The organism is Stenotrophomonas sp. NPDC077421 (genome assembly GCF_049545505.1).
GTDB classification, from domain to species: Bacteria; Pseudomonadota; Gammaproteobacteria; order Xanthomonadales; family Xanthomonadaceae; genus Stenotrophomonas; species Stenotrophomonas nematodicola.
Genome location: NZ_JBMWDP010000009.1, coordinates 28,224 through 49,701 on the forward strand (window position 1 = coordinate 28,224; position 21,478 = coordinate 49,701).

Genomic DNA, 21,478 nt, shown 5'->3' on the forward strand with positions numbered 1-21,478 from the left:
CTGCTTCAAGCGGTCTCCCCAGCCGCTGTGCATCTCAGTCGACCTGGACGGTCTGCAGGATCGCCCGCGCCAGCGCCGGTCCCGTGGAGGCCTCGGCCTCGGGTACCAGGCGGTGGCCTGCCACGGCGACGAACAGGGTCTGCACGTCTTCGGGCACCACATGCGCGCGCCCCAGCAGCAGTGCATGCGCCTTGGCCGCGCGCAGCAGGGCCAGGCCCGCGCGTGGCGACAGGCCGACGCGCACCCCGGCGTGCTGCCGGCTGCGGGTCAGCAGCGCCTGCACGTACCCGATCAGCGCGTCGCTGGCGTGCACCTGGCCCACGGCCTCGCGCAGCGTGCGCACGTCGGCGTCGCTCAGCTGGGCGGTCGCCCGGGCGATCAGGTGGCGGCGGTCGGTGCCGCGCAGCAGTTCGCGCTCCGATTCCGGATTGGGATAGCCCAGCGCCAGCCGCAGCAGGAAGCGGTCCAGCTGCGAGTCCGGCAACGGGAACGTGCCGGACAGGTCCACCGGATTCTGGGTCGCGATGACGAAGAACGGATCAGGCAGCGGATGGGTGGTGCCATCAAGGGTGACCTGCTGCTCGGCCATCGCTTCGAGCAGCGCGCTCTGCGTGCGGGGCGGCGCGCGGTTGATCTCGTCGGCCAGCAGCACATGGGTGAAGACCGGGCCCGGATGGAACTGGAATTGACGGCTGCCTGCGTCGTAAACCGAGACGCCGAGCACATCCGCTGGCAGAAGGTCCGAAGTGAACTGCACCCGCTGGAAGCCCAGCCCGAGGCTGGAGGCCAGCGCATGGGCGAGGGTGGTCTTGCCCAGGCCGGGCAGATCTTCGATCAACAGGTGTCCGCCGGACAGCAGCGCGACGAACGCCAGCCGCACTTCGTGCTGCTTGCCCAGCAGCAGGGCGTTGACCTGGTCCTGCGCGCTGCGAAGGGACTGTCGCAGGACATCGGTTAGCATGGCTGGCACGTGGGGCGAGTTGTCCATGTCCGTCTCGTGTCGATGATTCCACTGATTCTATAGAGCAATGCAAGGCGAACAACGCGCACGCACAATTTTCCTGTTGCTATGGACGCTGGTCACCGCCGTCAAACTGGTGGTGGCCGCGCGCCTGCCCCTGTTCGTGGACGAAGCGTTCTACTGGCAGGAAGGGCAGCATCTGGCGGCCGCGTATTCGGACCTGCCCGGCCTGACGGCGTGGCTGTCGCGGCTGGGCGTGGAGATCGGTGGTCCGCATGTGCTGGCACAGCGCCTGCCGTTCCTGGCGATCGGTGCCTGGTTGCCCTGGGCGGTATCGCGGATCGCCACGCGCTGGTTCGGTGCGGTGGCAGGGTGGCAGGCCGGCAGCCTCACCCTGTTGATGCCGCTGTCTGCCACGCTGGGCATGCTGGCGGTGCCGGACGTGCCGATGGCGTTGGCGGCGGTGCTGTGCCTGGACGCCGGGGCCCGCCTGCTGCGCCAGGTGGATGCGGCGGCGGCGGTGAAGCTGGGGCTGGGCCTGATGATCGGCGCGCTCAGCCACTACCGCTTCATCGGTGTGATCGTGGTGGGGTTCATTGCGCTGCTGCTGCTGCCGCAGGGCCGCCGCATGCTGCGCGATCCGCGCGTGTGGGTGGCGCTGGCTGTCGGCGTGCTGGCCTGGCTGCCGCTGCTGGCATGGAATGCCGACAACCACGAGGCCGGCCTGAAATTCCAGGTGGTCGAACGCCATCCGTGGGCCTTCCAGTGGAGTGGCCTGTGGTTCCTGGTGATCCAGCCGATGCTGGTCACGCCGATCCTGTGCGTGGCGATGTGGAAGGTGGCACTTGCGGGCACCCGCGCTGGCGGTGGTGCGCGCGCGCAATGGCGCTACTTCGGCCTGATCGGCGCGGTATCGACAGTGGCGATCTTCGTGCTCGGCTTCTTCACCGATGTGGAGCGCATCAGTTTCCACTGGCCGCTGCCGGGCTACCTGGCGCTGCTGATCGCGGTGCCGGTGGTGTTCAATGGCTGGCCGCGCTGGCTGCGCCGCACCGGCTGGTGGATGGCCGGCGCCGGTCTGGCGCTGGCCTTCTCCTACTATCTGGTGGCCTCCACGCCGGCGCTGCGCGAGCAGTTGGCCGGCTACAAGTACTACCCGCGCAATTTCGCCGGCTGGCAGCCGTTGGCCAGCGCCGTGCGCGAGTCGCTGGCGACGATGCCGCCCGGCACGCGGGTGCTGGCCGGCAACTTCAAGGTGGGTGCGGAGCTGGGCTTCCAGTTGCGTGACCCGTCGATCGAGGTGCTGCAGCACCCGTTGAACGACAAGCACGGACGCAGTGCGCAGCTCGGCCTGTGGGGGCTGCTGCACGAGGGGCAGCGGAATGCGCCCATGCTGCTGGTGCTGTCGCCCAGCGACCAGCGCTATCGCGATCTGCTGGAGCGCTACCACGATGTCTGCCGCCAGGTGGGCCCGCTGCCGCCGCCGCAGGTGGTGAGCAACGACCACGGCTTCCAGCGCTTCCTGCTGTTCAAACTGCCGGCCGAGCGCGCCGCCGGGCCCTGCGTGACGCCGGCGATGGCGTGGATCGATACGCCGGTGGCCGATGCCACGGTGGACGGCATGCTCGATGTGCGCGGCTGGGCGTTCAAGGATGGCGTCGGCCTGGCCCGGGTGGAGCTGCTGGTCGATGATCGTCCGGTGGCCGAGGCGCAGTACGGTCGGGCCTACGACGTGACCGCCTTCTGGAAGATCTCCAACGACCCGCAGCACCCCAACGTCGGCTTCGATGCGCGTATCGATACCCGCGCGCTGGCGCCCGGCCGGCATTGGCTGGGCCTGAACCTGTATGGACGCGATGGCAGTGTCGAGCGCTGGCAGGACCAGGCGTTCGTGGTCGCCGCGCGCCCCGCCGGCGAGGCTCAGGGCAAGCGATAACCGGCCAGGCGCAGCAGCTGCGCCACGGCGATCAGCGGCAGCCCGATCAACGCGGTCGGGTCGCGGTTGTCGATTGCATCGAACAGGGTGATGCCCAGGCCTTCGCACTTGAAGCTGCCGGCGCAGTCCAGCGGCTGCTCGGCGGCGACGTAGCGGGCAATCTCATCGGCGCCCAGCGTGCGGAAGCGGACCTCGGTCAGGTCGCAGGCCTGGTGGATCTCGCCATCGCGGATCAGGCAGATGGCTGTGTGGAAGGCCACCGACTGGCCGGACATCGCCGCCAGCTGGGCCTGCGCGGCGGCCACGGTGTCGGGTTTGCCCAGCGGGGCCCCGTTCAGTTCGGCGACCTGGTCCGAGCCCAGCGTCCAGCGGCCCGGATGCCGCGCGGCGACCTCGGCCGCCTTGGCCTGCGCCAGCCGTACCGCCAGCGCGCGCGGCGCCTCGCCGGGGGCGGGGGTCTCGTCCACGTCCGGGCGCGCGGTGTCCAGGGGCAGCCCGAGGCGCGCCAGCAGTTCGCGGCGGTAGCGGGAGGTGGAGGCAAGCAGGAGCGGGGTCATGCGACAATACCGGGCGCGGAAGGCCGGCAGTCTGGCTGCTCCAGGGCGGCCACTGCAACCTGACTGAAACCGGATTTGACAGCAGGCCGGGCGATCCTTAACATTCAGCGGCTTATGTCCGCGAACGTGCCCGAATTGCTGGATGCTTGGCGGATGGTCGCAGCGCGCAGGCGCTTCGACGGCCAGGTCGATCTGGCTGAATTGACCCGCCTGCAAGGCCTTGTTGCCGATACCGAAGGCCGGTGCACCTATGCACTGGAATTCGCGCACGACGACATCCTGCGGGTATCCTATGTTGAACTGACCATCGACACCGAGTTGCCGCTGATCTGTCAGCGCAGCCTGCAGCGCTTCCTGTTGCCGGTCTCGATGGTGCAGCGGCTCGGCCTGATCCGCAGCGAAGAGGATGAATCCTCGTTGCCGGAAGGGTATGAGCCGTGGCTGGTCCCCGAGGACGGCCAACTGCGTCCGCTGGAACTGGTCGAGGACGAACTCGTCCTGGCCGTCCCGGTGGTACCGCTGTCTCCCGATGGTGAGGCAGTGGATCGCGACTGGGCACCGACCGAAGAAGAAATCAGCAAGGCCAATCCGTTCGCGGCATTGGCGGCGTTGAAAAAACAATAGCAGCCGGTTGTCGTCGGCGGCTGCGGCGAAAGCGAAGACTGTGCTGGGCGCTGGCGTCCTGTGCGACGAAACGACGAAGCAAAACGAACCGAGTTTGGAGCAATCCCATGGCTGTGCAGAAATCCCGTGTTACCCCGTCCCGCCGCGGTATGCGCCGTGCGCATGACGCCCTGAGCGCCAAGCAGCTGTCGACCGACCCGACCACGGGCGAAGTGCATCTGCGTCACCACATCACCGCTGACGGTTTCTACCGTGGCAAGAAGGTGATCACGACCAAGTCGAACTCGGCCGTCGAAGAAGATTGATTCGTGAAGGCCGCTGCCCGGTCGGGCAGCGGCCTTTGCCCCATTCTTCCCGGTCGTCGCTGTTGACGATCGTGCTACAGGACATGCAATGAGCAAGCGGATCTACTCGAGGATCGCGGGCACTGGTAGCTATTTGCCCGAAAAAGTGTTGACCAACCAGGATCTGGAGAAAATGGTCGACACCAGCGATGAGTGGATCCAATCGCGCACCGGTATCCGGGAGCGGCACATCGCCGCGGACACGGAAACCACCAGCGACCTCGGCTATCACGCCGCGGTGCGTGCGCTGGAAGCGGCGGGTATCGACGCTTCGCAGCTGGACATGATCGTGGTGGGTACGACCACCCCGGATCTGATCTTCCCGTCCACCGCGTGCCTGATCCAGGCCAAGCTCGGTGCGACCGGTTGCCCCGCTTTCGACGTCAACGCGGCCTGTTCGGGCTTCGTGTTCGCGTTGAGCGTGGCCGATAAATTCATTCGCTCCGGTGACGCACGCCATGTGCTGGTCATCGGCGCGGAAACCCTGACCCGGATCGTCGACTGGACCGAGCGCACCACCTGCGTACTGTTCGGCGATGGCGCCGGCGCGGTCGTGCTCAAGGCCGACGAAGACACCGGCATCCTCAGCACCCACCTGCATTCGGATGGCAGCAAGAAAGAGCTGCTGTGGAATCCTGTCGGCGTGTCGGCCGGTTTCGGCGAGGGCGAGAACGCCCGCGGCGCGATCCTGATGAAGGGCAACGATGTGTTCAAGTACGCCGTCAAGGCGCTGGACTCGGTCGTGGACGAAACCCTGGATGCCAATGGCCTGACCAAGGCCGATCTGGACTGGCTGATCCCGCACCAGGCCAACCTGCGCATCATCGAAGCCACCGCCAAGCGGCTGGAGATGTCGATGGAGCAGGTGGTGGTGACCGTGGACAAGCATGGCAACACCTCGTCGGCCTCGGTGCCGATGGCGCTGGATGTGGCGATCCGCTCCGGTCGCGTCGAGCGCGGTCAGCTGCTGCTGCTGGAGGCCTTCGGTGGCGGCTTCACCTGGGGTTCGGCACTGCTGCGCTATTGATAGCGCACGTTACGACAACGTGATGCAGTCGTTACGGCCCCATTCGGGGCCGTAAGCATTTCAGGAGATCCGTCATGGTTGAGCCCATCGTCATTGAAGGGCAACGCGCCTGGCTGAAGCAGTACGGCGAAGGAAGTCGGGTGGTGGCCTTGGGCCTGCTCAATTTCATCGCGCGGCGGTTCCAGTTGGACGCGCTGCGTCCGCCGCCGCACCGGGGAGGCGATGCCGCCCGTGAAACCGAAGCCCGCCGCCTGGCCGAGCTGAAGGACCAGGGAGTGAATGTGCCGCCGGTGATCGGCAGTGGCCATGCCGCGCTGGTGCTGGGCGACAACGGCAGCTCGTTCAATACCTGCCTGCGCCAGGCCGACGACGCCGGCCGCGATCGGCTGGTTTCGGCCGCGATGCAGGCGATCGCGTCGGCACATCGCAACGGCGCCTATTTCGGCCAGCCGTTGCCGCGCAACCTGACCTGGGACGGACAGCAGGTGGGCTTCATCGATTTCGAGGAGGACCCGCTGGAAGTGATGGACCTGGCCCAGGCCCAGGCGCGCGACTGGCTGATGTTCGGCTATGGCGTGGCCAAGTACTACGAGGACCGCCCGCAGCGGCTGCAGCAGCTGATGGCCGATGCAATGGACGGTGCCGAGGCACCGGTCCTGGCGCACGCGCACGAAGTCTCCGGCCGCCTGCGCGGTCTGGCCCGCGCCAGCCTGAAAATGGGCCGCTCGGCCCGCGCCCTGGCCCATGCGATCCTGATCGTGCACGGCGCCACCACCCTGGGCGTGCTGATGCTGGCGGTGATCTGTTTCGACTTCTTCTCCGACGGCGACCTGGACATTCTGCAGTTGCTGGTGTGATCGAAAGCGCTGGTTGAAGTACGTCCCTGTAGGCTCCATCGCCGCATCCATGCGGCGAAGGGGCCCGTGAACCCACGCACGCCGCACCGCCGACAGTTGGCCGGCGCGCATGGGCAATCCACGTCACCGCATACAGCGTTCGCTGTGCCACGCCAGCCCGCTGCACCCGCTTCTGCCCGTTCCATGCGCACCGACGCACCGTGCGGGGACCGGGGCGGGTGGGGGTGTGGGACCGTAGAAAACATGGATGTTTTCTACGAGCCTACAGGGACGTATTCACGGCGTGTCCCGCACCCCCACTCGTCGCGGTCCTCATCAGGGACCGTGCAGCCTAGGTGCTGTTGCCGTTCGCTTGAAGGGGCTGTACGCGCCGCGCCCAGCCCCCCTCAATACGCGTCAGTACAGACGGAGGGCGGTGTTCGCCCTTATCATTTGCCGTTCGATTTTTGCAGGCGGATGACCGCGTGACCGATTCCAATCTCGCTTTCGTGTTCCCAGGCCAGGGCTCGCAGTCCGTGGGCATGCTCGCCGAACTGGCCGAACTGCACCCCCAGGTGCGTGAGGCCTTCAGCGAAGCGTCCGACGGTGCCGGCGTGGACCTGTGGGCGCTCTCGCAGGGCGGTCCCGAGGAAATGCTCAACCGCACCGAGTACACCCAGCCGGCGCTGCTGGCCGCCAGCATTGGCGTGTGGCGTGTCTGGAATGCCGTGGGCGGTGCCCAGCCGGCGGTCCTGGCCGGCCACAGCCTGGGCGAGTACACCGCCCTGGTCGCGGCGGGCGCCCTGTCGCTGCGCGATGGCGCCCATCTGGTGCGCCTGCGCGGCCAGCTCATGCAGGATGCCGCGCCCACCGGCGTCGGCGCGATGGCTGCCGTGCTTGGTGCCGAGGATGCGCTGGTGCTGGAGGTCTGCGAGCAGGCCGCCGGCAGCCAGGTCGTGGTTCCGGCCAACTACAATTCGCCCGGCCAGATCGTGATCGGCGGCGATGCGGCCGCGGTCGACCGCGCGCTGGCGCTGCTGGCCGACAAGGGCGTGCGCAAGGCGGTCAAACTGGCCGTCAGCGTCCCCTCGCACACCCCGCTGATGCGCGAAGCCGCCAACCGCCTGGCCGAAACGATGGCCGGCCTGGACTGGCACGCCCCGGCGCTGCCGGTGGTGCAGAACGTGGATGCCCGCATCCATGACGGCATTGATGCGATCCGCCAGGCGCTGGTCCAGCAGCTGTACCTGCCGGTGCAATGGACCGGTTGCGTGCAGGCGCTGGCCGCCCGTGGCGTTGTCCGTGTGGCCGAGTGTGGCCCGGGCAAGGTCCTGAGCGGATTGATCAAGCGCATCGACAAAACGCTGGACGCGCGCACACTGTCCACGCCCGCTGATTTTGAAGCTGCCCGCGAGACCTGGGCTGCCTGATTTTTCGACTGCCTCCGCAACGGCATGGCCCTGTGCCTGCGCTGCTGACCGGTCCCGTCCGAGGAAACACAGATGAGCAAGCCCCTTCAGGGTGAAATCGCACTGGTGACCGGCGCCAGCCGTGGCATCGGCGCGGCGATCGCCGCCGTACTGGCCGCGCAGGGCGCGACCGTGATCGGCACCGCCACCACCGACGCCGGTGCCGCCGCCATCGGCGAGCGCCTGGCCGCCGTGGGCGGCCACGGCCGCGCGTTGAACGTCACCGACGCGGCCGCGCTGGACGCCGTGCTGGACGGCATCGCCAAGGAATTCGGTGCGATCACCATCCTGGTCAACAATGCCGGCATCACCCGCGACAACCTGCTGCTGCGCATGAAGGACGAGGACTGGCAGGCCATCCTCGACACCAACCTCACCAGCGTGTTCCGCACCTCCAAGGCTGTCATCCGCGGCATGATGAAGGCGCGCAAGGGGCGCATCATCAACATCGCCTCGGTGATCGGCGTGACCGGCAACGCCGGCCAGGCCAATTACGCGGCGGCCAAGGCCGGCATCATTGCCTTCTCCAAGTCGCTGGCCAAGGAAATCGGTTCGCGCGGCATCACCGTCAACGTCGTGGCGCCGGGCTTCATCGATACCGACATGACCAAGGCCCTGCCGGAAGAGCAGCGCACCGGTCTGGTCAAGTCGATCGCCCTGGAGCGCCTCGGCGAACCGTCCGACATCGCCAATGCGGTGGCGTTCCTGGCCGGTCCCTCGGCCAGCTACATCACCGGCGAAACCCTCCATGTGAACGGCGGCATGTACATGCCGTAAGCATGTGGCGCAGGGATCGCGCCGCAAGTGGTTGATCTGAAAGATGTTTTGCAGCGATGCAAGGCGTCGCTGGTTTCCACTACACTATCCCACGGTCATCCCTCACCGGATGGCGTCATTTTTGAACCACTACTCCATCTGGAGCGATATCCAATGAGCACCATCGAAGAACGCGTCAAGAAAATCGTCGTCGAACAGCTTGGCGTCAAGGAAGAAGAAGTCACCAACAGCGCATCGTTCGTCGATGACCTGGGCGCTGACTCGCTGGACACCGTTGAACTGGTGATGGCGCTGGAAGAAGAGTTCGAGTGCGAGATCCCGGACGAAGAAGCCGAAAAGATCAGCACCGTCCAGGCTGCGATCGACTACATCAACGCCCACGTCAAGGCTTGATGTCAGGCGGCTTGCGCGCGGCCGTGGCAATCGCCGCGACCGCGTGCGGCAAACTCATGGGGCCGCACATGCGGCCCTGTGCATTTGAGCGTTGTACCGCGTCATACCCGCAACACCCGGGTCAGGAGAATCTGCAATGAAGCGTCGCGTCGTCGTTACCGGCATGGGCATGGTCTCGCCGTTGGGCAATGATATGGCCACCAGTTGGAAGGGCATCACCGAAGGCCGTTCCGGCATCGGTCCGCTGACCAACGTTTCGCAGTCCTACCTGGACCGTTTCACCACCAAGATCGCAGGTGAGGTCAGGGACTTCGACATCACCGCCGACAACGAACAGTTCGGTAAATTCCGGGTCAGCGGCAAGGATGCCAAGAAGATGGACCCGTTCATCCATTACGGCCTCGGTGCCTCGTTCATGGCCCTGCACGATGCGGGCCTGGAGATCACCGACGCCAATGCCGAGCGCGTGGGCGCCATCGTCGGCGCGGGCATCGGCGGTCTGCTGGGCATTGAGGAACAGACCATCGAGTTCCACGAGGGCAAGAAAATCTCGCCCTTCTACGTGCCCAAGACCATCATCAACATGCTGCCGGGCCAGCTCAGCATCATCACCGGCCTGAAGGGTCCGTCGTTCTCGGCGGTGTCGGCCTGCGCCACCTCCAACCACTCCATCGGCACCGCCATGCGCATGATCCAGTACGGCGATGCGGACGTGATGGTGGTGGGCGGCGCCGAGCGCGGCTCCTCGCCGACCGCCCTGGGCGGCTTCTGCGCGATGAAGGCCATGAGCACCCGCAACGACGCGCCGGCTGAAGCCTCGCGACCGTGGGACAAGGACCGCGACGGCTTCGTGCTGGGCGACGGTGCCGGGATTCTGATCCTGGAAGAGTACGAACACGCCAAGGCGCGTGGCGCGCGCATCTATGCCGAGCTGGCCGGCTTCGGCGCGAGTTCCGATGCGTACCACATGACCGCGCCGAGCGAAAACGGCGAAGGCGCTGCGCGCTGCATGACGATGGCCCTCAAGGACGCCGGTGTGACCCCGGACCAGGTCGGCTACCTCAACGCGCACGGCACCTCGACCCCGCTGGGTGACCTCGGCGAAACGATGGCCATGAAGACCGCCTTCGGCGACCACGCGTACAGGATGATGGTCAGTTCGACCAAGTCGATGACCGGCCACCTGCTTGGTGCCGCCGGCGGCGTCGAGGCGATCTTCTCGGTGCTGGCGCTGCGCGACAACATCATTCCGCCGACCATCAACCTGCAGCAGCCGGGCGAAGGCTGCGACCTGGATTACGTGCCCAACGTGGCGCGCCAGCAGAAGGTGGATGTGGTCATGTCCAACGGCTTCGGCTTTGGCGGTACCAACGGCACGCTGGTGTTCAAGCGCGTCTGATCCGCGCACCGTCGTACCCCGCACCCGGGCCGCCATCATGGCGGCCTTGGTGTATCTGGCCCCCGCGCTCCTTTCCGGTTCCCTGCCATGCTCCAGATCCAGCCGTTGCCCGCCACCACCGATCTGCTCGCGCTGCAGCGCGTGGACCCCTCGCGCTATCCGCTGCTGATGGAGTCCACCGCCTCGGGCACCGCCCAAGGGCGCTGGGACCTGCTGCTGATGGCCAACGGCCAGGCGCTGGCGCTGCACGCCGACGGCGTGGTCCGCGACGCTGACGGCACCGCCCACGCCGGCAGCTTTCTCGAGGCGCTGGATGCGCACTGGGCGGCCCTGCGCCTGCCCCGCGAGGAGACCATGCTGCCGTTCCGCGGCGGCTGGGCGCTGATGCTGGACTATGAACTGGCCGGGCAGATCGAAACCGTGCTGCAGGTGCCCGCGCGCGCCGACGGCCTGCCCTCCGCACTGGCCCTGCGCTGCCCGGCCGCCGTGCTGCACGACCGCGTTCTCGGCCAGTACCACGCCATCTGCGAAACCGACCACGCCGGGCTGCTGCCGACCCTGCTGGCCGATGTGCAGGCATCCACCACGCTGGCACCGCTGCCGGCCTGGCAGCCGCCGGCCGACGTGACGGAAGACGCCCCGCAGCGCTTCACCGACGGTGTTGGCACCGTCATCGACTACCTGCGCGCCGGCGATGTGTTCCAGGTCAACCTGTCGCGCCGCTGGGCAGCGCAGTTCGCCCAGCCGCTGTCGCCGCAGGCCCTGTATGCCCAGTTGCGGGTGGCCAATCCGGCCCCGTTCGCCGGCCTGTTCATGGCGCAGGGCAGGGCAGTGGTCAGCTCCTCCCCCGAGCGCCTGGTCTCGGTGCATGGCGATGACGTGCAGACCCGTCCGATCGCCGGCACGCGCCCGCGCTTCGCCGGCGACGACGATGCCGCGCGCATCCAGGAGCTGGTGGGCCATCCCAAGGAGCGTGCCGAGCACGTCATGCTGATCGACCTGGAACGCAACGACCTGGGGCGCATCTGCACGCCCGGCAGCGTCGAGGTCGACGAGCTGATGACGGTGGAAAGCTACGCCCACGTGCATCACATCGTCAGCAACGTGCGTGGTCGCCTGCGCCAGGATGTCAGCCCCGGCGCGGTGATCGCCGCCACGTTCCCCGGCGGCACCATCACCGGCTGCCCCAAGGTGCGCTGCATGCAGATCATTGCCGAGCTGGAGCAGACCGCACGCGGCGCCTACACCGGCGCGTTCGGCTGGCTGAACCGTGATGGCGACCTGGACCTGAACATCCTGATCCGCACCGCCGAAGTGGCCGCCGACACGGCGGTGTTCCGCACCGGTGCCGGCATCGTGGTCGATTCGGACCCGGTCAAGGAACTGGACGAAACCCGTGCCAAGGCGCGTGGCCTGCTGCGTGCGCTGGGGCGGCAGGACTGAGCCACGGTATGCTGTCCGACGGGGTGCCGGCCGCTGGCCGGTGCCGCGCACTGAATAACGACACGAGGTGAACATGGCGGGTGCGAAACGGGGATGTCTGGCCGTGCTGGCGGTGCTGCTGCTGGGCGGCCTGGTGCTGGCGGCAGTGGGTGCCTGGTTCTGGCACGACCAGAGCCGCTTTGCCGACGCGCCGATCACCCCCGACCAGTCCAGCGTGGTGATCGCCTCCGGCGATGGCCTGAATACGGTGCTGGGCAAGCTGCGTGCTGCCGGTGTGGACGAAGGCAGCGATACCCAGTGGACACTGCTGGCACGCCAGCTCGATGCCGCCGGCAAGCTCAAGGTGGGCGAGTACGCGCTCGACGCCGGCCTCACCCCGCGCGAACTGCTCATCCGCATGCGTCAGGGCCGCGTGCTTCAGCACCGGCTGACCATCGTCGAAGGCTGGAACATCCGCCAGGTGCGCGCCGCGCTCAAGCGTGCCGATCCGCTGCGCCACACCACCGATGACATGGACGACGCCGCGCTGATGAAGGCGCTGGGCTTCCCGGGCGAACACCCCGAAGGCCGCTTCCTGCCGGAGACCTACGTCTACCAGCGTGGCGACAGCGACCTGGACGTGCTCAAGCGCGCCCATGCCGCAATGGAGAAGGCGCTGACCGCCGCGTGGGACAGCCGCGCCGACGATCTGCCGCTGAATTCACCGTATGAGCTGCTGATCCTCGCCTCGATCATCGAGAAGGAAACCGCGCTGCCCAGCGAGCGCCCCCAGATCGCCGGCGTGTTCGTGCGCCGCCTGAAGATCGGCATGCGCCTGCAGACCGATCCGACGGTGATCTACGGCATCGGCAGCCGCTACGACGGCAACATCCGCAAGCGCGACCTGACCACCGACACGCCGTACAACACCTACACCCGCGCCGGCCTCACCCCGACCCCGATCGCCATGCCCGGCCGCGACGCCCTGCATGCGGCCGCGCAGCCGGCCGCCGGCGACGCGCTGTATTTCGTGGCGGTTGGCGACGGCAGCGGCGCGCATGTGTTCTCGGCCAACTACACCGACCACAACGCCGCGGTCGCGCGTTACCTGCAGCAGCTGCGCCAGCAGCGCAGCCCGGCGGCAACGCAATGACGGTTTCGCTGCTGCGCCACCCGCGCCTGATCAGCCTTGAAGGCGGCGAGGGCGCGGGCAAGACCACGGCCATCAACGCCCTGCGCGATGCGTTGCACGCGCGGGGCCACGAGGTGCTGCTGACCCGCGAGCCCGGCGGCACGCCGCTGGCCGAGCGCATCCGCGCGCTGGTGCTCACCCCCGATGCGGAGATCGCCGCCGAGCCGCTGTCGGCCGAAGCCGAGCTGCTGCTGGTGTTCGCCGCGCGCGCCCAGCATGTGCGCGAGGTGATCCAGCCAGCCCTGCAACGCGGCGCCTACGTCATCAGCGACCGTTTCACTGATTCCAGCTACGCCTACCAGGGCGGCGGACGCGGCCTCGATGCGGCCTGGATTGCCGACCTCGAGCGCCGCGCCGTTGGCCTGCTGCCGGGATTGACCCTGCTGCTGGATGTGGACGTGGCCGTGGGCCGCGCCCGCGCCAATGGCCGCGATCTGTGGCCGGACCGCATCGAGAGCGAGCAGGACGATTTCTTCCAGCGGGTGCGCGCGGTATTCCGCCAGCGCGCCAGCGATGACGCCGCGCGTTTCCGCCTGATCGACGCCGGCCAGGACCAGGCCGGCGTGGCGCGGTCGGTGGTGGCCGCGGTGGACGCGTGGCTGGCACAGGAGCCTGCCCATGACTGACACGTTCTCACCCTGGCAGCAGCGCGCCTACGACCAGACTGTGGCCGCGCTGGATGCCGGCCGCCTGGGCCACGGCCTGCTCATCTGCGGCCCGGCCGGGCTGGGCAAGCGCGCGGTGGCGCTGCGCCTGGCCGAACATGTGCTCGGGCGTGGCGAACCGGCGGCGGCCAAGCGCAGCGCGCAGCTGATTGCCGCCGGTACCCACCCGGACCTGCAACTGATCTCGTTCATTCCCAACAAGTCCGGCGACAAGCTGCGCACCGAGATCGTGATCGAGCAGGTGCGCGAGATCTCGCAGAAGCTGGCGCTCACCCCGCAGTACGGCATTGCCCAGGTCGTGATCGTCGATCCGGCCGATGCGATCAATCGCGCCGCCTGCAACGCGCTGCTCAAGACCCTCGAAGAGCCGCAGCCCGGCCGTTACCTGTGGCTGATCAGCAGCGACCCGGCGCGCCTGCCGGCGACCGTGCGCAGCCGCTGCCAGCGGCTGGAGTTCAAGCTGCCGCCGCGCGAGGAAGCACTGGCGTGGCTGCAGGCGCAGGGCCACAGCGACGCCAGTGCGCGCGAAGCCCTCGACGCCGCGCGCGGTCATCCCGGCCTGGCCGATGACTGGCTGCGCGAAGATGGCCTGGCGCTGCGCCGCCAGGTGGCCACCGATCTGGAATCGCTGGTGGCCGGCCGCGCCGGCGCGGTGGAACTGGCCCAGCGCTGGACCGGCGACGAGCACGGCGCGCTGCGCCTGCGCCATGCCGCCGACCTCGCGCTGGCCCAGGCGGCGGGCGGCGGCTTGACCGATCCGGACCGATTGCACAAGCTGGCGTCGTGGTTCGACGCCGCCAACCGAACCCGCGACCTGCTGCGCACCACCGTGCGCGCCGATCTGGCGGTGGTGGAATTGTTGTTGGCCTGGAACAAGGTCAACGAGCGGCACCCAAGGGGAACTAGAGCATGAGCGCCACCAACGCCCGCCAGGGCATCCTGTCCCTGGCCGTGAAGGACAAGGCCGCGCTGTACAGCGCATACATGCCGTTCGTGAAGAACGGCGGCATCTTCGTGCCCACGCCCAAGCGTTACTTCCTCGGCGACGAGGTGTTCCTGCTGCTGACCCTGCCGGACTCCAGCGAGCGCCTGCCGGTGGCCGGCAAGGTGATCTGGGTGACCCCGGCCGGTGCGCAGGGCAACCGCGCCGCCGGCATCGGCGTACAGCTCGCCGAAGGCACCGAAGGCGAGGCCGTACGGCACAAGATCGAGACGCTGCTGGCCGGCATCATCACCTCGGACAAGCCCACGCACACGATGTGAAGAAATTTCAGGAAAACCGTTGACGTGAAAATTTGCCGCCCTATAATGAGCGGCTCAGCAGCATCGGGCGGTTAGCTCAGCGGTAGAGCATTGCCTTCACACGGCAAGGGTCACAAGTTCGAACCTTGTACCGCCCACCACATAAGGCCCTGATTTTTAAGGGTTAACGAAAAAGCCGGCCTTGAGCCGGCTTTTTCGTAACTGCATGGTAACTGCACGGCTGCGTTGCCGCGTAACGCACGTCAGTGCGGTTTCGCTCGAGTGAGATTCGGTCAGTTTCGTCACTCATCTCGTTCCTTGTTAGCCGCTTAGAGGCAGCGCCCTTGGATGATCTAAGGTCCGCAGCACTCATCTGTTGCGGATAGCAAACGCTCCCTCTGTCATTGGTAAGAATGTTGCAAAAACGGGATTAGTTGACTGTCGGCGCCCTTATCGTTCTAATTGTGGTGCCAATTGCGGCGAGCTGAGTGAACTAAGATGAATTTCAAGGCTGACGATCAGGTGCAGTTGGACGGTGGTCCGGCTATGCGCATTGCTGAGATCACTGACGGAGAAGCAAGGTGCTACTGGGTTGATAAAGCGGGTACGCCTCGTGAAGCGACCTACCCCTTGACGGTACTGAGGAAGTACTCGCCTCCGTTCGCGATCTACACCGTCTAGCATCGTGTGCATGGGCTCGCATCCGCGATGACACCGGATGCGGGCTTGCAGGTTCCGCTAGCGGTCTGCCAAGGGATTGCGTTTGATGTAAATCAGCAGTTCGCGGTTGCGGTACGCGATGTTCTGGATGCTGACGATGTTCCAGTTCTCGCCGCGCGCCACAATGCGGTCGCTGGCCTTGATGCCGTCTCGCCAGCGCATGGTGATCTTGGCCTGGGACTCGCTGACCGTCTGCGCCGCGGCGAAGAACTCTCGGCCCAGTAGCGGCTCGAAGCGCACGTAGGCCTCGGCATAGGTCGTCCAGGTGTAGATGGGACTACCTAAGGGATCTTGCACGTAGGTGGAGCGCTGGAGCTGGATGCGGGTGCTCAGCTCTTGGGCGGCGTAGGTCATATGAAGCGAAGTCCTCGGGATTGGTAGGGGTCGGGCGCGGGCGGCTGCACCGTCTGCGCTGCGCCAAGGGCCATCGCCAGCGCCACCATGCCGTCGATGCGTCCGGTGGCGCGCCCCTTGTCCAGCTTTCGGTTGCCGGCCGGATCGCGGACGGTCATCGCGTTGGCGGCGCAAAGCTGCAAGACGGGGTGCATGCCGTGGGCCAGCCGGCTGTTGAGTAGCTCCGCCTCCAGGGTGTCCAGGGCGGGGGCCATATCCTTGAAGCCCTGCCCGAACGGCACCAGCGGTAGCTGGATGCCCAGCCGGTCCAGCTCGCCTTTCATCACGTCCATGCGCCAGCGGTCGAAGGCGATGGCCTCCACGCCCAGGTCGGAGAGCAGATCGGCAATGTCGGTGGCTACGTGCGCGTAGTCCACGGATGCGCCTGGCGTGGTGCGCAGCAGCCCCTGCCTGGCCCACACGTCATACGGGGCGCGGTCGCGGCGCACGCGCTCGCCCAAGCCCACCTGCGGCGTCCAGAAGTAGGGTTGCACCTGCCATACCCCCTCCACCTGGCCCACCAGCACCAGCGCCGTGAGGTCGTTGCGGGCGGACAGGTCCAGGCCACCGAACACGGGGCCGTCGAACGGAAGCGGCTCCGCGCCGTTGGCCTTCCACACGCCCGGCGAAACGAACGGGGCATCGGTGGTCACGCGCTGATTGAGCAGCAGATTGCGCGCAGTGTTCTCCATGCTGGGCATGCGCGCGGCCTGTTTCATCTGCTCGGTCAGGTCTGTCCGGCTGCGGAACAGACCTAAGGCCGGGTTTGCAGCGGTCCACGCCTCCTCATCGTCCAGCGCGCAGCCTTCGGGAGCGGCGTAGAGGTGGCAGACGATGCACGGATCATTCGACGCTTGCGCATCGTCCAGCCACACGCTGAGCAGGTCGGCGTCAGTGGCGGCCTGCGTGGAGATGACCAGCAGCAGCGGCTCGGCGTGCGCGCCCTGGCTGGTCACGATGGCATCCACGAAATCGGACTGCGGCCCGCGCACCTGGCCAACCTCATCGAGGATCGCCAGCACCGGGGAGAGACCGTGCGCCGTCTTGCCATCGGCGGCCATCGCCTTGAACTCGGTGTTCATGGGCAGGCCGAGCAGTCGCTTGCCCGATGGAACGATGCGCACCAGCTTGGACAGGGTGGGGGAGAGCTGCACCATTTTGGCCGCGAGGTTGAACACCAGGGCGGCCTGGTCACGGCTCATCGCTCCCGACACCAGCTGCGCGTTGAGTTTGGCCTCTGGCCCCACCAGGTGGGCCAGCAGCAGGCCGGCGATTAGGCCGGTCTTGCCGTTCTTGCGTGCGATCGACAGATAGGCGCGGCGCGTGCCGGAGGGGTTGTCGTAGGTGGCGCGGATGAACTCCTTCTGGAAGTCGGCCAGCACCATCGGGCGGCCCACCTGCGCGCCGTCGGGCGTAAGGCAGTACCGCTCGATGAACTCGATAACGCGGCCGGCGCGACTCACTTCACCACCCGCAGCATCGGGATCAGCGGATCGGCCTCCTGCTCGGCGTCGCGTTCCAGTGCCAGGGCGTTGCCGGCATCACGGCTGCGGCCCTCGGTGGCCTCGGGATGGACGTGCAGCAGCCTCGACAGGGCTATGGCTCGGCGGCCTGCTGTATCCACCAGACGGTGCGCCGCATGCGGCTTGCCGTCCTCCCGCACGTCGCCCTGCAGGCGGATCACAGCGCGCAGGCGGGCCATGTCGTCGTGGAGCATTGCCAGCTCTGCGGCGTTGGCCAAGTCCAGGTCGTTCCAGCGGCTGCGCGGGCGGTTGCGCATGATGGCTTGCCAGTACGGCATGGCCGACTTGGGGATTGCGATGTGGGGCGGCGGATCCAGCGCTCCAAGCGCCGCATTCTGCGCCGCTTGCACGGCGGCAGTGTTGCTATCGGAGCGTTGCTTTCGCTTCTTCATTGCTGGGCGTTCCAGTGGTACGCGTAATCTTTGGACTTATCGATAATTCGAAGGGGGATGGACGGTCTTGGACGGCTGATCCCCCAGCGATTTTTGTTTCACGCTTTGGCGTTCCACGGGTGGCGTGGGTCCATCGGCCAGCCCTCCGCGTCGCATCCGATCACCACCGGCTTGCCTGCCCGCTCACGGGCCGTCTTGTGGGAGTGGCACGCGTGGCAGAGGCCTTGCAGGTTCACCCGCCTGTTATCGCTGGGATCGCCGCTGATGTGGTCCACGTCCGTGGCAGGCTCACTGCACGTGCGGCACAACGGTTCCTCGGCCAGGATGCGGGCGCGCAGCTTCCTCCAGCGTGTGCTGTTGAGCGGGATGGCACGGCGCGGGTCGGCATCGCGTCCGGTCGGATTGGCCTTCTTCTTGGCGGCCTCCAACGGCGTCGGTGCATGCGTTACGCCGCGTGCTGCCATCGGGTCGAAGGTGGCTACCTTGCGTGCCTTGCTGGGGTTGTGCACGCGCACGCCAGGCAGACGCGGGAACGGGTTGTGGACGGGTGGGCGCTTAGGCATTGGTGGGGTCCTCAGGTGGGGTCGGGGCTTGGGGCAGGGCGGGTAGGTTCTCCAGCCGACGCACCTCATCGACCGTCATCCATTTGGCGGTCAGAGCCTTGCCGTAGAAGTCAGCGCGTGCCTCGGGGTTGCCGCGCAACAACCCTTCCACGCTGTGTTCGGCGAGGTAGCGCTTGCGGCCCGTAGGTCCGAGTAGCTGCCGGCTAATCTCGGCCTCCCACATGGCCAGCCAACGCTGCAAGCTGTAGCGCACGAACTGGCTACCCAGCTCAGCGGTGTTGCTGTAGCTGGCGTGGCTTAGGTCCTGCAGCATGGTGGGCGGAACGCGGAACAGGCGCGCCACCTCCACCACGGTGAACTGCTGAGCCGCGATCCACTGTGCATCCTCCAGGCTCATTGCCAGCTGCTGATAGGTGAGGCCGTTCTCCAGCACGGCGGTCTTGCCGATGTTCTCGGTGCCGGAGAATTGGGAGCGCCAGGAATCGCCGATGCGCGCAGCGCTGTTGTCGTCCAGGACGTTCGGCGTTTGCAGCACGCCAGAGAGCCGTGCGCCGTTGCGGAACGTGGACGCTCCGTGGTCGCGCAGGCTGAGGCCCAGGCCCAGCGTGTCGCGCGCGATGGCAATGCGGGACTTGCCCATGATGCTGCCCGGCTCGGTGCGGTCGGCCAAGTGGAACACCTCATCGTCCAGCAGCCGCACTATTGCGCCGTTGTCCTCGGCGTATTCGTAGCGGTAGCGGCCTGAGGGCAGCTTCACCACGGTGACAGCGCGCGGATTAATCGGGTGCAGCCCCAGCAGGTTGCCAGTGCCGTCGTACTCGATGCGTGCGTAGGCGTTGCCGTGCAATAGCACCGCTGCTGTCATTGCCTCACGGAACGACAAGCCGGACTGATGGGCGTTGGGTTGGCGCAGCGCGCGGGCGAGCGGGTGATCATCAGCACGCGCGCGGTCGCCATCGGCTTTTCGCTCGTAGACATGCAGCGGCAGGCATGCGGTGGATTCAGCCAGCGTCTGCACTGCGGCGAACACGGCAGCGATGGTCTCTGCGGCCTTGGCGTCCACGAACTGCCCCGACGCGCTGACCGCGCCGCCGTTGACCAGGTGGCCCCAGCTGGGATCAGTCGATGCGTCACGCTTCTCTGCGCGCTTGAACGGCCACAGCCTCATCGGCAGGTCTCCAGCCAGCAGCGCAGCAGGCCAAGGCGGTCACGGTCGCCCGGCTGACGGCTGCGCAGCGATACGGTGGTGGTGGGATAGGCCGCATGCGCCTGCACGATGCTGATTTCGTGCAGCTCCACCTCGTGCAAGGTGCGCAGCTCGCCGGCCCAGCTGTCGCGCTTGGCGACAAAGCCCATCGAGACGCCGCCCAGGTCACCCCGTACGGCCAGCGCGCGCAGGTCGTTGCCGGTGGTGGTCTCGGGCAGGGCGATGCGGTACTCCAGCCCTTGGGCGCTCTCTCGCAGCTCCAGCGTGCCGCTACGGGTGCGGCCCAGCACCCGGCCCACGTCATGGTCCACCAGCGCGAGAATGTCGCGGTTCTCGGCCAGAGTGCGCGTGAACGCACCTGGCGCGATCACCTCACGGAAGTCGGCTACCCGTGTCTCAGAACCGAACGGGGCCGCCAACCCGATCAGCTGGCGGCCCTCCACGGTTGCACCGGCAGCGAAGCGGCGCTCCACGTTCATCCTCAGCCCCCGGTCGCCGGCTTGGCCACCACGAACGCCTTGGGATGACGCGCCACCAGGTCACAGGTCATCATCGCGCGGATCAGTACGTTGCCGCGGCGGAATGCCTCGCCCTCATACGGGTTCACCAGCAGGTCCAGCACGCCCCAGGTGCCCAGGATCAGCTGCGTCCAGTCGCCCAGGATTGCGGTGTCGGCCGGCGCGGCGTTGGACGTGGCGGCGGCAATCTCGCCGATGCGGGTGGCGGTGGCGATGTACTCGCTACCGGCAGTGGCGGCCTTGAGCTTCCCACGTAGCGAGCGCATGACGCTCGGTTTGGTGTACCAGTAGTTCGGAGCGACGTTCACGTCCTCCAGCAGGCCTTCCACGGCCAGCACTTCCTCCCAGGTAGTGGGAACCGTGGTGATCTGCACGCCGGCCGTGTTGATGATGCCCAGCGGAGCCTTGACGCCATCGCCGGTGATAATGGCCTTGTCTACCTCTGCACCGACAGCGAACGCCAGGTCATCGCGCAGCAGTTGCTCGATGCTCGGATTGGACTGCTGCGCCAGCTGGCGGGACCACGAAGTGATCGCACCGACGTGACGCGGCTTGAGGCTGACCGAATCGAAGTCCATCACCGATTCCGGCAGCGCCTCGTTCTCGCCAACCCAGCCTGCCGACAGGCCCGCAGCGAACTTCGGGATTTCCACGTTGCCGGTCAGGCTGGACAGCACACGCACGCCCATCTGGCGCACCACCAGCGAATCACGCAGCGGGCCGATGTACTGGTCACCACGGTGATCGGTCGGGATCAGCTCGCCGGCAGTGGTCGTCAGGTTAGGTGCGCGGCGCTCCAGCAGCGACAGCGGCACCAGCACGCCCTGCGCCTTCATGCCGGTGCGGCGCTCGGCCTCGGCGTGATACTCAGCCTCTGCGCCCGTCAGTGCGCGCCCGTCGATCTTGGCCTGCACCACGGTCAGCAGCGAGACGCGCTTCTCCAGCTCGGGCAGCGTGTCGCTGCCGCCACTGACCACGGTGCCGGTGCTGCGGCGCTCGGCGTCGTCCAGGAACTGCTGGCGCTGCTCCTGGTGTTCCAGGTCGGTGATTGCGGCCTTGATCGTGTCGAAGGTGGCCGATTCCTCGGCAGTGAGCTGGCGGTTCTCGCGTTGTGCGGTTTCCACCAGCGCGCGGGCCTCGGCTACTTTTGCAGCGCGCGCCTCACGTAGGGCTTTCAGGGTCATGCGGTTCTCCGGAGATTGATGATTCCGGATAACCATTTACCTGCATGGATTCAGTCGTGCAAACAACCGCGCAGTGAGGATTCAACGGGATTCAATAGCGTAAATTGTCACGTACTGCCAACGCCGATTTGCGC

At 67.0% G+C, this 21,478-nt stretch carries 23 protein-coding genes and 1 tRNA gene; 15 read left to right on the top strand and 9 right to left on the bottom strand.

All coding sequences use genetic code 11. The features are described 5' to 3' along the window. Positions 1 to 34: 34 nt before the first annotated feature. Complete coding sequence (locus ACPEH1_RS06700) at positions 35 to 961, bottom strand: AAA family ATPase (RefSeq protein ID WP_136005600.1); 927 nt, start codon at positions 959 to 961, stop codon at positions 35 to 37. 67 nt (positions 962 to 1,028) lie between these two features. Between ACPEH1_RS06700 and ACPEH1_RS06705 the strand changes: the two genes are divergently transcribed. Continuing rightward, entirely contained in the window at positions 1,029 to 2,897 is a 1,869-nt protein-coding gene (locus tag ACPEH1_RS06705; protein ID WP_313275204.1) for an ArnT family glycosyltransferase, read from the top strand. On the opposite strand, the gene ACPEH1_RS06710 is transcribed toward ACPEH1_RS06705, so the two are convergent. Beyond that, entirely contained in the window at positions 2,882 to 3,454 is a 573-nt protein-coding gene (locus tag ACPEH1_RS06710; RefSeq protein WP_423715480.1) for a Maf family protein, read from the bottom strand. The genes ACPEH1_RS06705 and ACPEH1_RS06710 overlap by 16 nt on opposite strands. A 114-nt stretch (positions 3,455 to 3,568) precedes the next feature. Here ACPEH1_RS06710 and ACPEH1_RS06715 point away from each other — a divergent pair, with 114 nt between their 5' ends. The 14 genes from ACPEH1_RS06715 to ACPEH1_RS06780 all read left to right on the top strand — a co-directional run bounded on the left by ACPEH1_RS06715 (position 3,569) and on the right by ACPEH1_RS06780 (position 15,005). After that, a complete protein-coding gene (locus ACPEH1_RS06715; protein WP_136005608.1) occupies positions 3,569 to 4,078 on the top strand; it encodes a YceD family protein in 510 nt (169 codons plus the stop codon). A 107-nt stretch (positions 4,079 to 4,185) separates the two neighbouring features. Then, on the top strand, positions 4,186 to 4,383 hold the full coding sequence (rpmF, locus tag ACPEH1_RS06720) for a 50S ribosomal protein L32 (RefSeq protein WP_017357626.1): 198 nt from the start codon (positions 4,186 to 4,188) through the stop codon (positions 4,381 to 4,383). An 88-nt stretch (positions 4,384 to 4,471) separates the two neighbouring features. Next, a complete protein-coding gene (locus ACPEH1_RS06725) occupies positions 4,472 to 5,449 on the top strand; it encodes a beta-ketoacyl-ACP synthase III (RefSeq protein WP_017357625.1) in 978 nt (325 codons plus the stop codon). Positions 5,450 to 5,523: 74 nt separating this feature from the next. Further along, a complete protein-coding gene (locus tag ACPEH1_RS06730) occupies positions 5,524 to 6,306 on the top strand; it encodes a serine/threonine protein kinase (RefSeq protein WP_017357624.1) in 783 nt (260 codons plus the stop codon). Between the two features lie 464 nt (positions 6,307 to 6,770). Next, positions 6,771 to 7,715: an ACP S-malonyltransferase gene (fabD, locus tag ACPEH1_RS06735; protein WP_026071039.1), complete on the top strand. Its 945-nt coding sequence runs from the start codon at positions 6,771 to 6,773 to the stop codon at positions 7,713 to 7,715. A gap of 72 nt (positions 7,716 to 7,787) precedes the next feature. Next, entirely contained in the window at positions 7,788 to 8,531 is a 744-nt protein-coding gene (gene fabG, locus ACPEH1_RS06740) for a 3-oxoacyl-ACP reductase FabG (protein ID WP_423715481.1), read from the top strand. 153 nt (positions 8,532 to 8,684) lie between these two features. After that, positions 8,685 to 8,924 carry an acyl carrier protein gene (gene acpP, locus ACPEH1_RS06745; RefSeq protein WP_017357544.1) on the top strand — a complete coding sequence of 80 codons (240 nt, stop codon included), beginning with the start codon at positions 8,685 to 8,687 and terminating at the stop codon, positions 8,922 to 8,924. A gap of 136 nt (positions 8,925 to 9,060) precedes the next feature. After that, a complete protein-coding gene (fabF, locus tag ACPEH1_RS06750; protein ID WP_017357545.1) occupies positions 9,061 to 10,323 on the top strand; it encodes a beta-ketoacyl-ACP synthase II in 1,263 nt (420 codons plus the stop codon). Positions 10,324 to 10,410: 87 nt separating this feature from the next. Continuing rightward, on the top strand, positions 10,411 to 11,766 hold the full coding sequence (locus tag ACPEH1_RS06755) for an aminodeoxychorismate synthase component I (protein WP_423715482.1): 1,356 nt from the start codon (positions 10,411 to 10,413) through the stop codon (positions 11,764 to 11,766). Positions 11,767 to 11,839: 73 nt separating this feature from the next. Beyond that, on the top strand, positions 11,840 to 12,898 hold the full coding sequence (mltG, locus tag ACPEH1_RS06760) for an endolytic transglycosylase MltG (protein WP_423715484.1): 1,059 nt from the start codon (positions 11,840 to 11,842) through the stop codon (positions 12,896 to 12,898). Further along, the gene (gene tmk / locus ACPEH1_RS06765) at positions 12,895 to 13,563 is read left to right on the top strand and encodes a dTMP kinase (RefSeq protein ID WP_017357548.1); all 669 of its coding nucleotides are present in this window, start codon (positions 12,895 to 12,897) and stop codon (positions 13,561 to 13,563) included. Before mltG ends, tmk begins: the two co-directional genes overlap by 4 nt. Continuing rightward, positions 13,556 to 14,515: a DNA polymerase III subunit delta' gene (locus ACPEH1_RS06770; RefSeq protein WP_136005615.1), complete on the top strand. Its 960-nt coding sequence runs from the start codon at positions 13,556 to 13,558 to the stop codon at positions 14,513 to 14,515. The genes tmk and ACPEH1_RS06770 overlap by 8 nt, the downstream gene beginning before the upstream one ends. Further along, a complete protein-coding gene (locus tag ACPEH1_RS06775) occupies positions 14,512 to 14,865 on the top strand; it encodes a PilZ domain-containing protein (protein ID WP_136005617.1) in 354 nt (117 codons plus the stop codon). Before ACPEH1_RS06770 ends, ACPEH1_RS06775 begins: the two co-directional genes overlap by 4 nt. 65 nt (positions 14,866 to 14,930) lie before the next feature. Next, positions 14,931 to 15,005 (top strand) — tRNA-Val (locus ACPEH1_RS06780). Positions 15,006 to 15,582: 577 nt separating this feature from the next. On the opposite strand, the gene ACPEH1_RS06785 is transcribed toward ACPEH1_RS06780, so the two are convergent. From ACPEH1_RS06785 to ACPEH1_RS06815, 7 genes are all read right to left on the bottom strand, one after another. Next, positions 15,583 to 15,918, bottom strand: a complete 336-nt coding sequence (locus tag ACPEH1_RS06785) for a phage head closure protein (RefSeq protein WP_180838183.1) — start codon at positions 15,916 to 15,918, stop codon at positions 15,583 to 15,585. After that, positions 15,915 to 17,420: a terminase large subunit gene (locus ACPEH1_RS06790; RefSeq protein ID WP_423715486.1), complete on the bottom strand. Its 1,506-nt coding sequence runs from the start codon at positions 17,418 to 17,420 to the stop codon at positions 15,915 to 15,917. Before ACPEH1_RS06790 ends, ACPEH1_RS06785 begins: the two co-directional genes overlap by 4 nt. Further along, positions 17,417 to 17,872, bottom strand: a complete 456-nt coding sequence (locus tag ACPEH1_RS06795; RefSeq protein ID WP_423715487.1) for a hypothetical protein — start codon at positions 17,870 to 17,872, stop codon at positions 17,417 to 17,419. Before ACPEH1_RS06795 ends, ACPEH1_RS06790 begins: the two co-directional genes overlap by 4 nt. Positions 17,873 to 17,970: 98 nt before the next feature. Continuing rightward, positions 17,971 to 18,435, bottom strand: a complete 465-nt coding sequence (locus ACPEH1_RS06800) for an HNH endonuclease (protein ID WP_423715488.1) — start codon at positions 18,433 to 18,435, stop codon at positions 17,971 to 17,973. Then, positions 18,428 to 19,603 carry a phage portal protein gene (locus ACPEH1_RS06805; protein WP_423715489.1) on the bottom strand — a complete coding sequence of 392 codons (1,176 nt, stop codon included), beginning with the start codon at positions 19,601 to 19,603 and terminating at the stop codon, positions 18,428 to 18,430. The genes ACPEH1_RS06800 and ACPEH1_RS06805 overlap by 8 nt, the downstream gene beginning before the upstream one ends. After that, entirely contained in the window at positions 19,600 to 20,121 is a 522-nt protein-coding gene (locus tag ACPEH1_RS06810; protein ID WP_423715490.1) for an HK97 family phage prohead protease, read from the bottom strand. The genes ACPEH1_RS06805 and ACPEH1_RS06810 overlap by 4 nt, the downstream gene beginning before the upstream one ends. A gap of 2 nt (positions 20,122 to 20,123) precedes the next feature. Continuing rightward, positions 20,124 to 21,344 (bottom strand): phage major capsid protein, encoded by a 1,221-nt coding sequence (locus tag ACPEH1_RS06815; RefSeq protein ID WP_423715492.1) that lies wholly within the window; start codon positions 21,342 to 21,344, stop codon positions 20,124 to 20,126. Positions 21,345 to 21,478 lie beyond the last annotated feature (134 nt).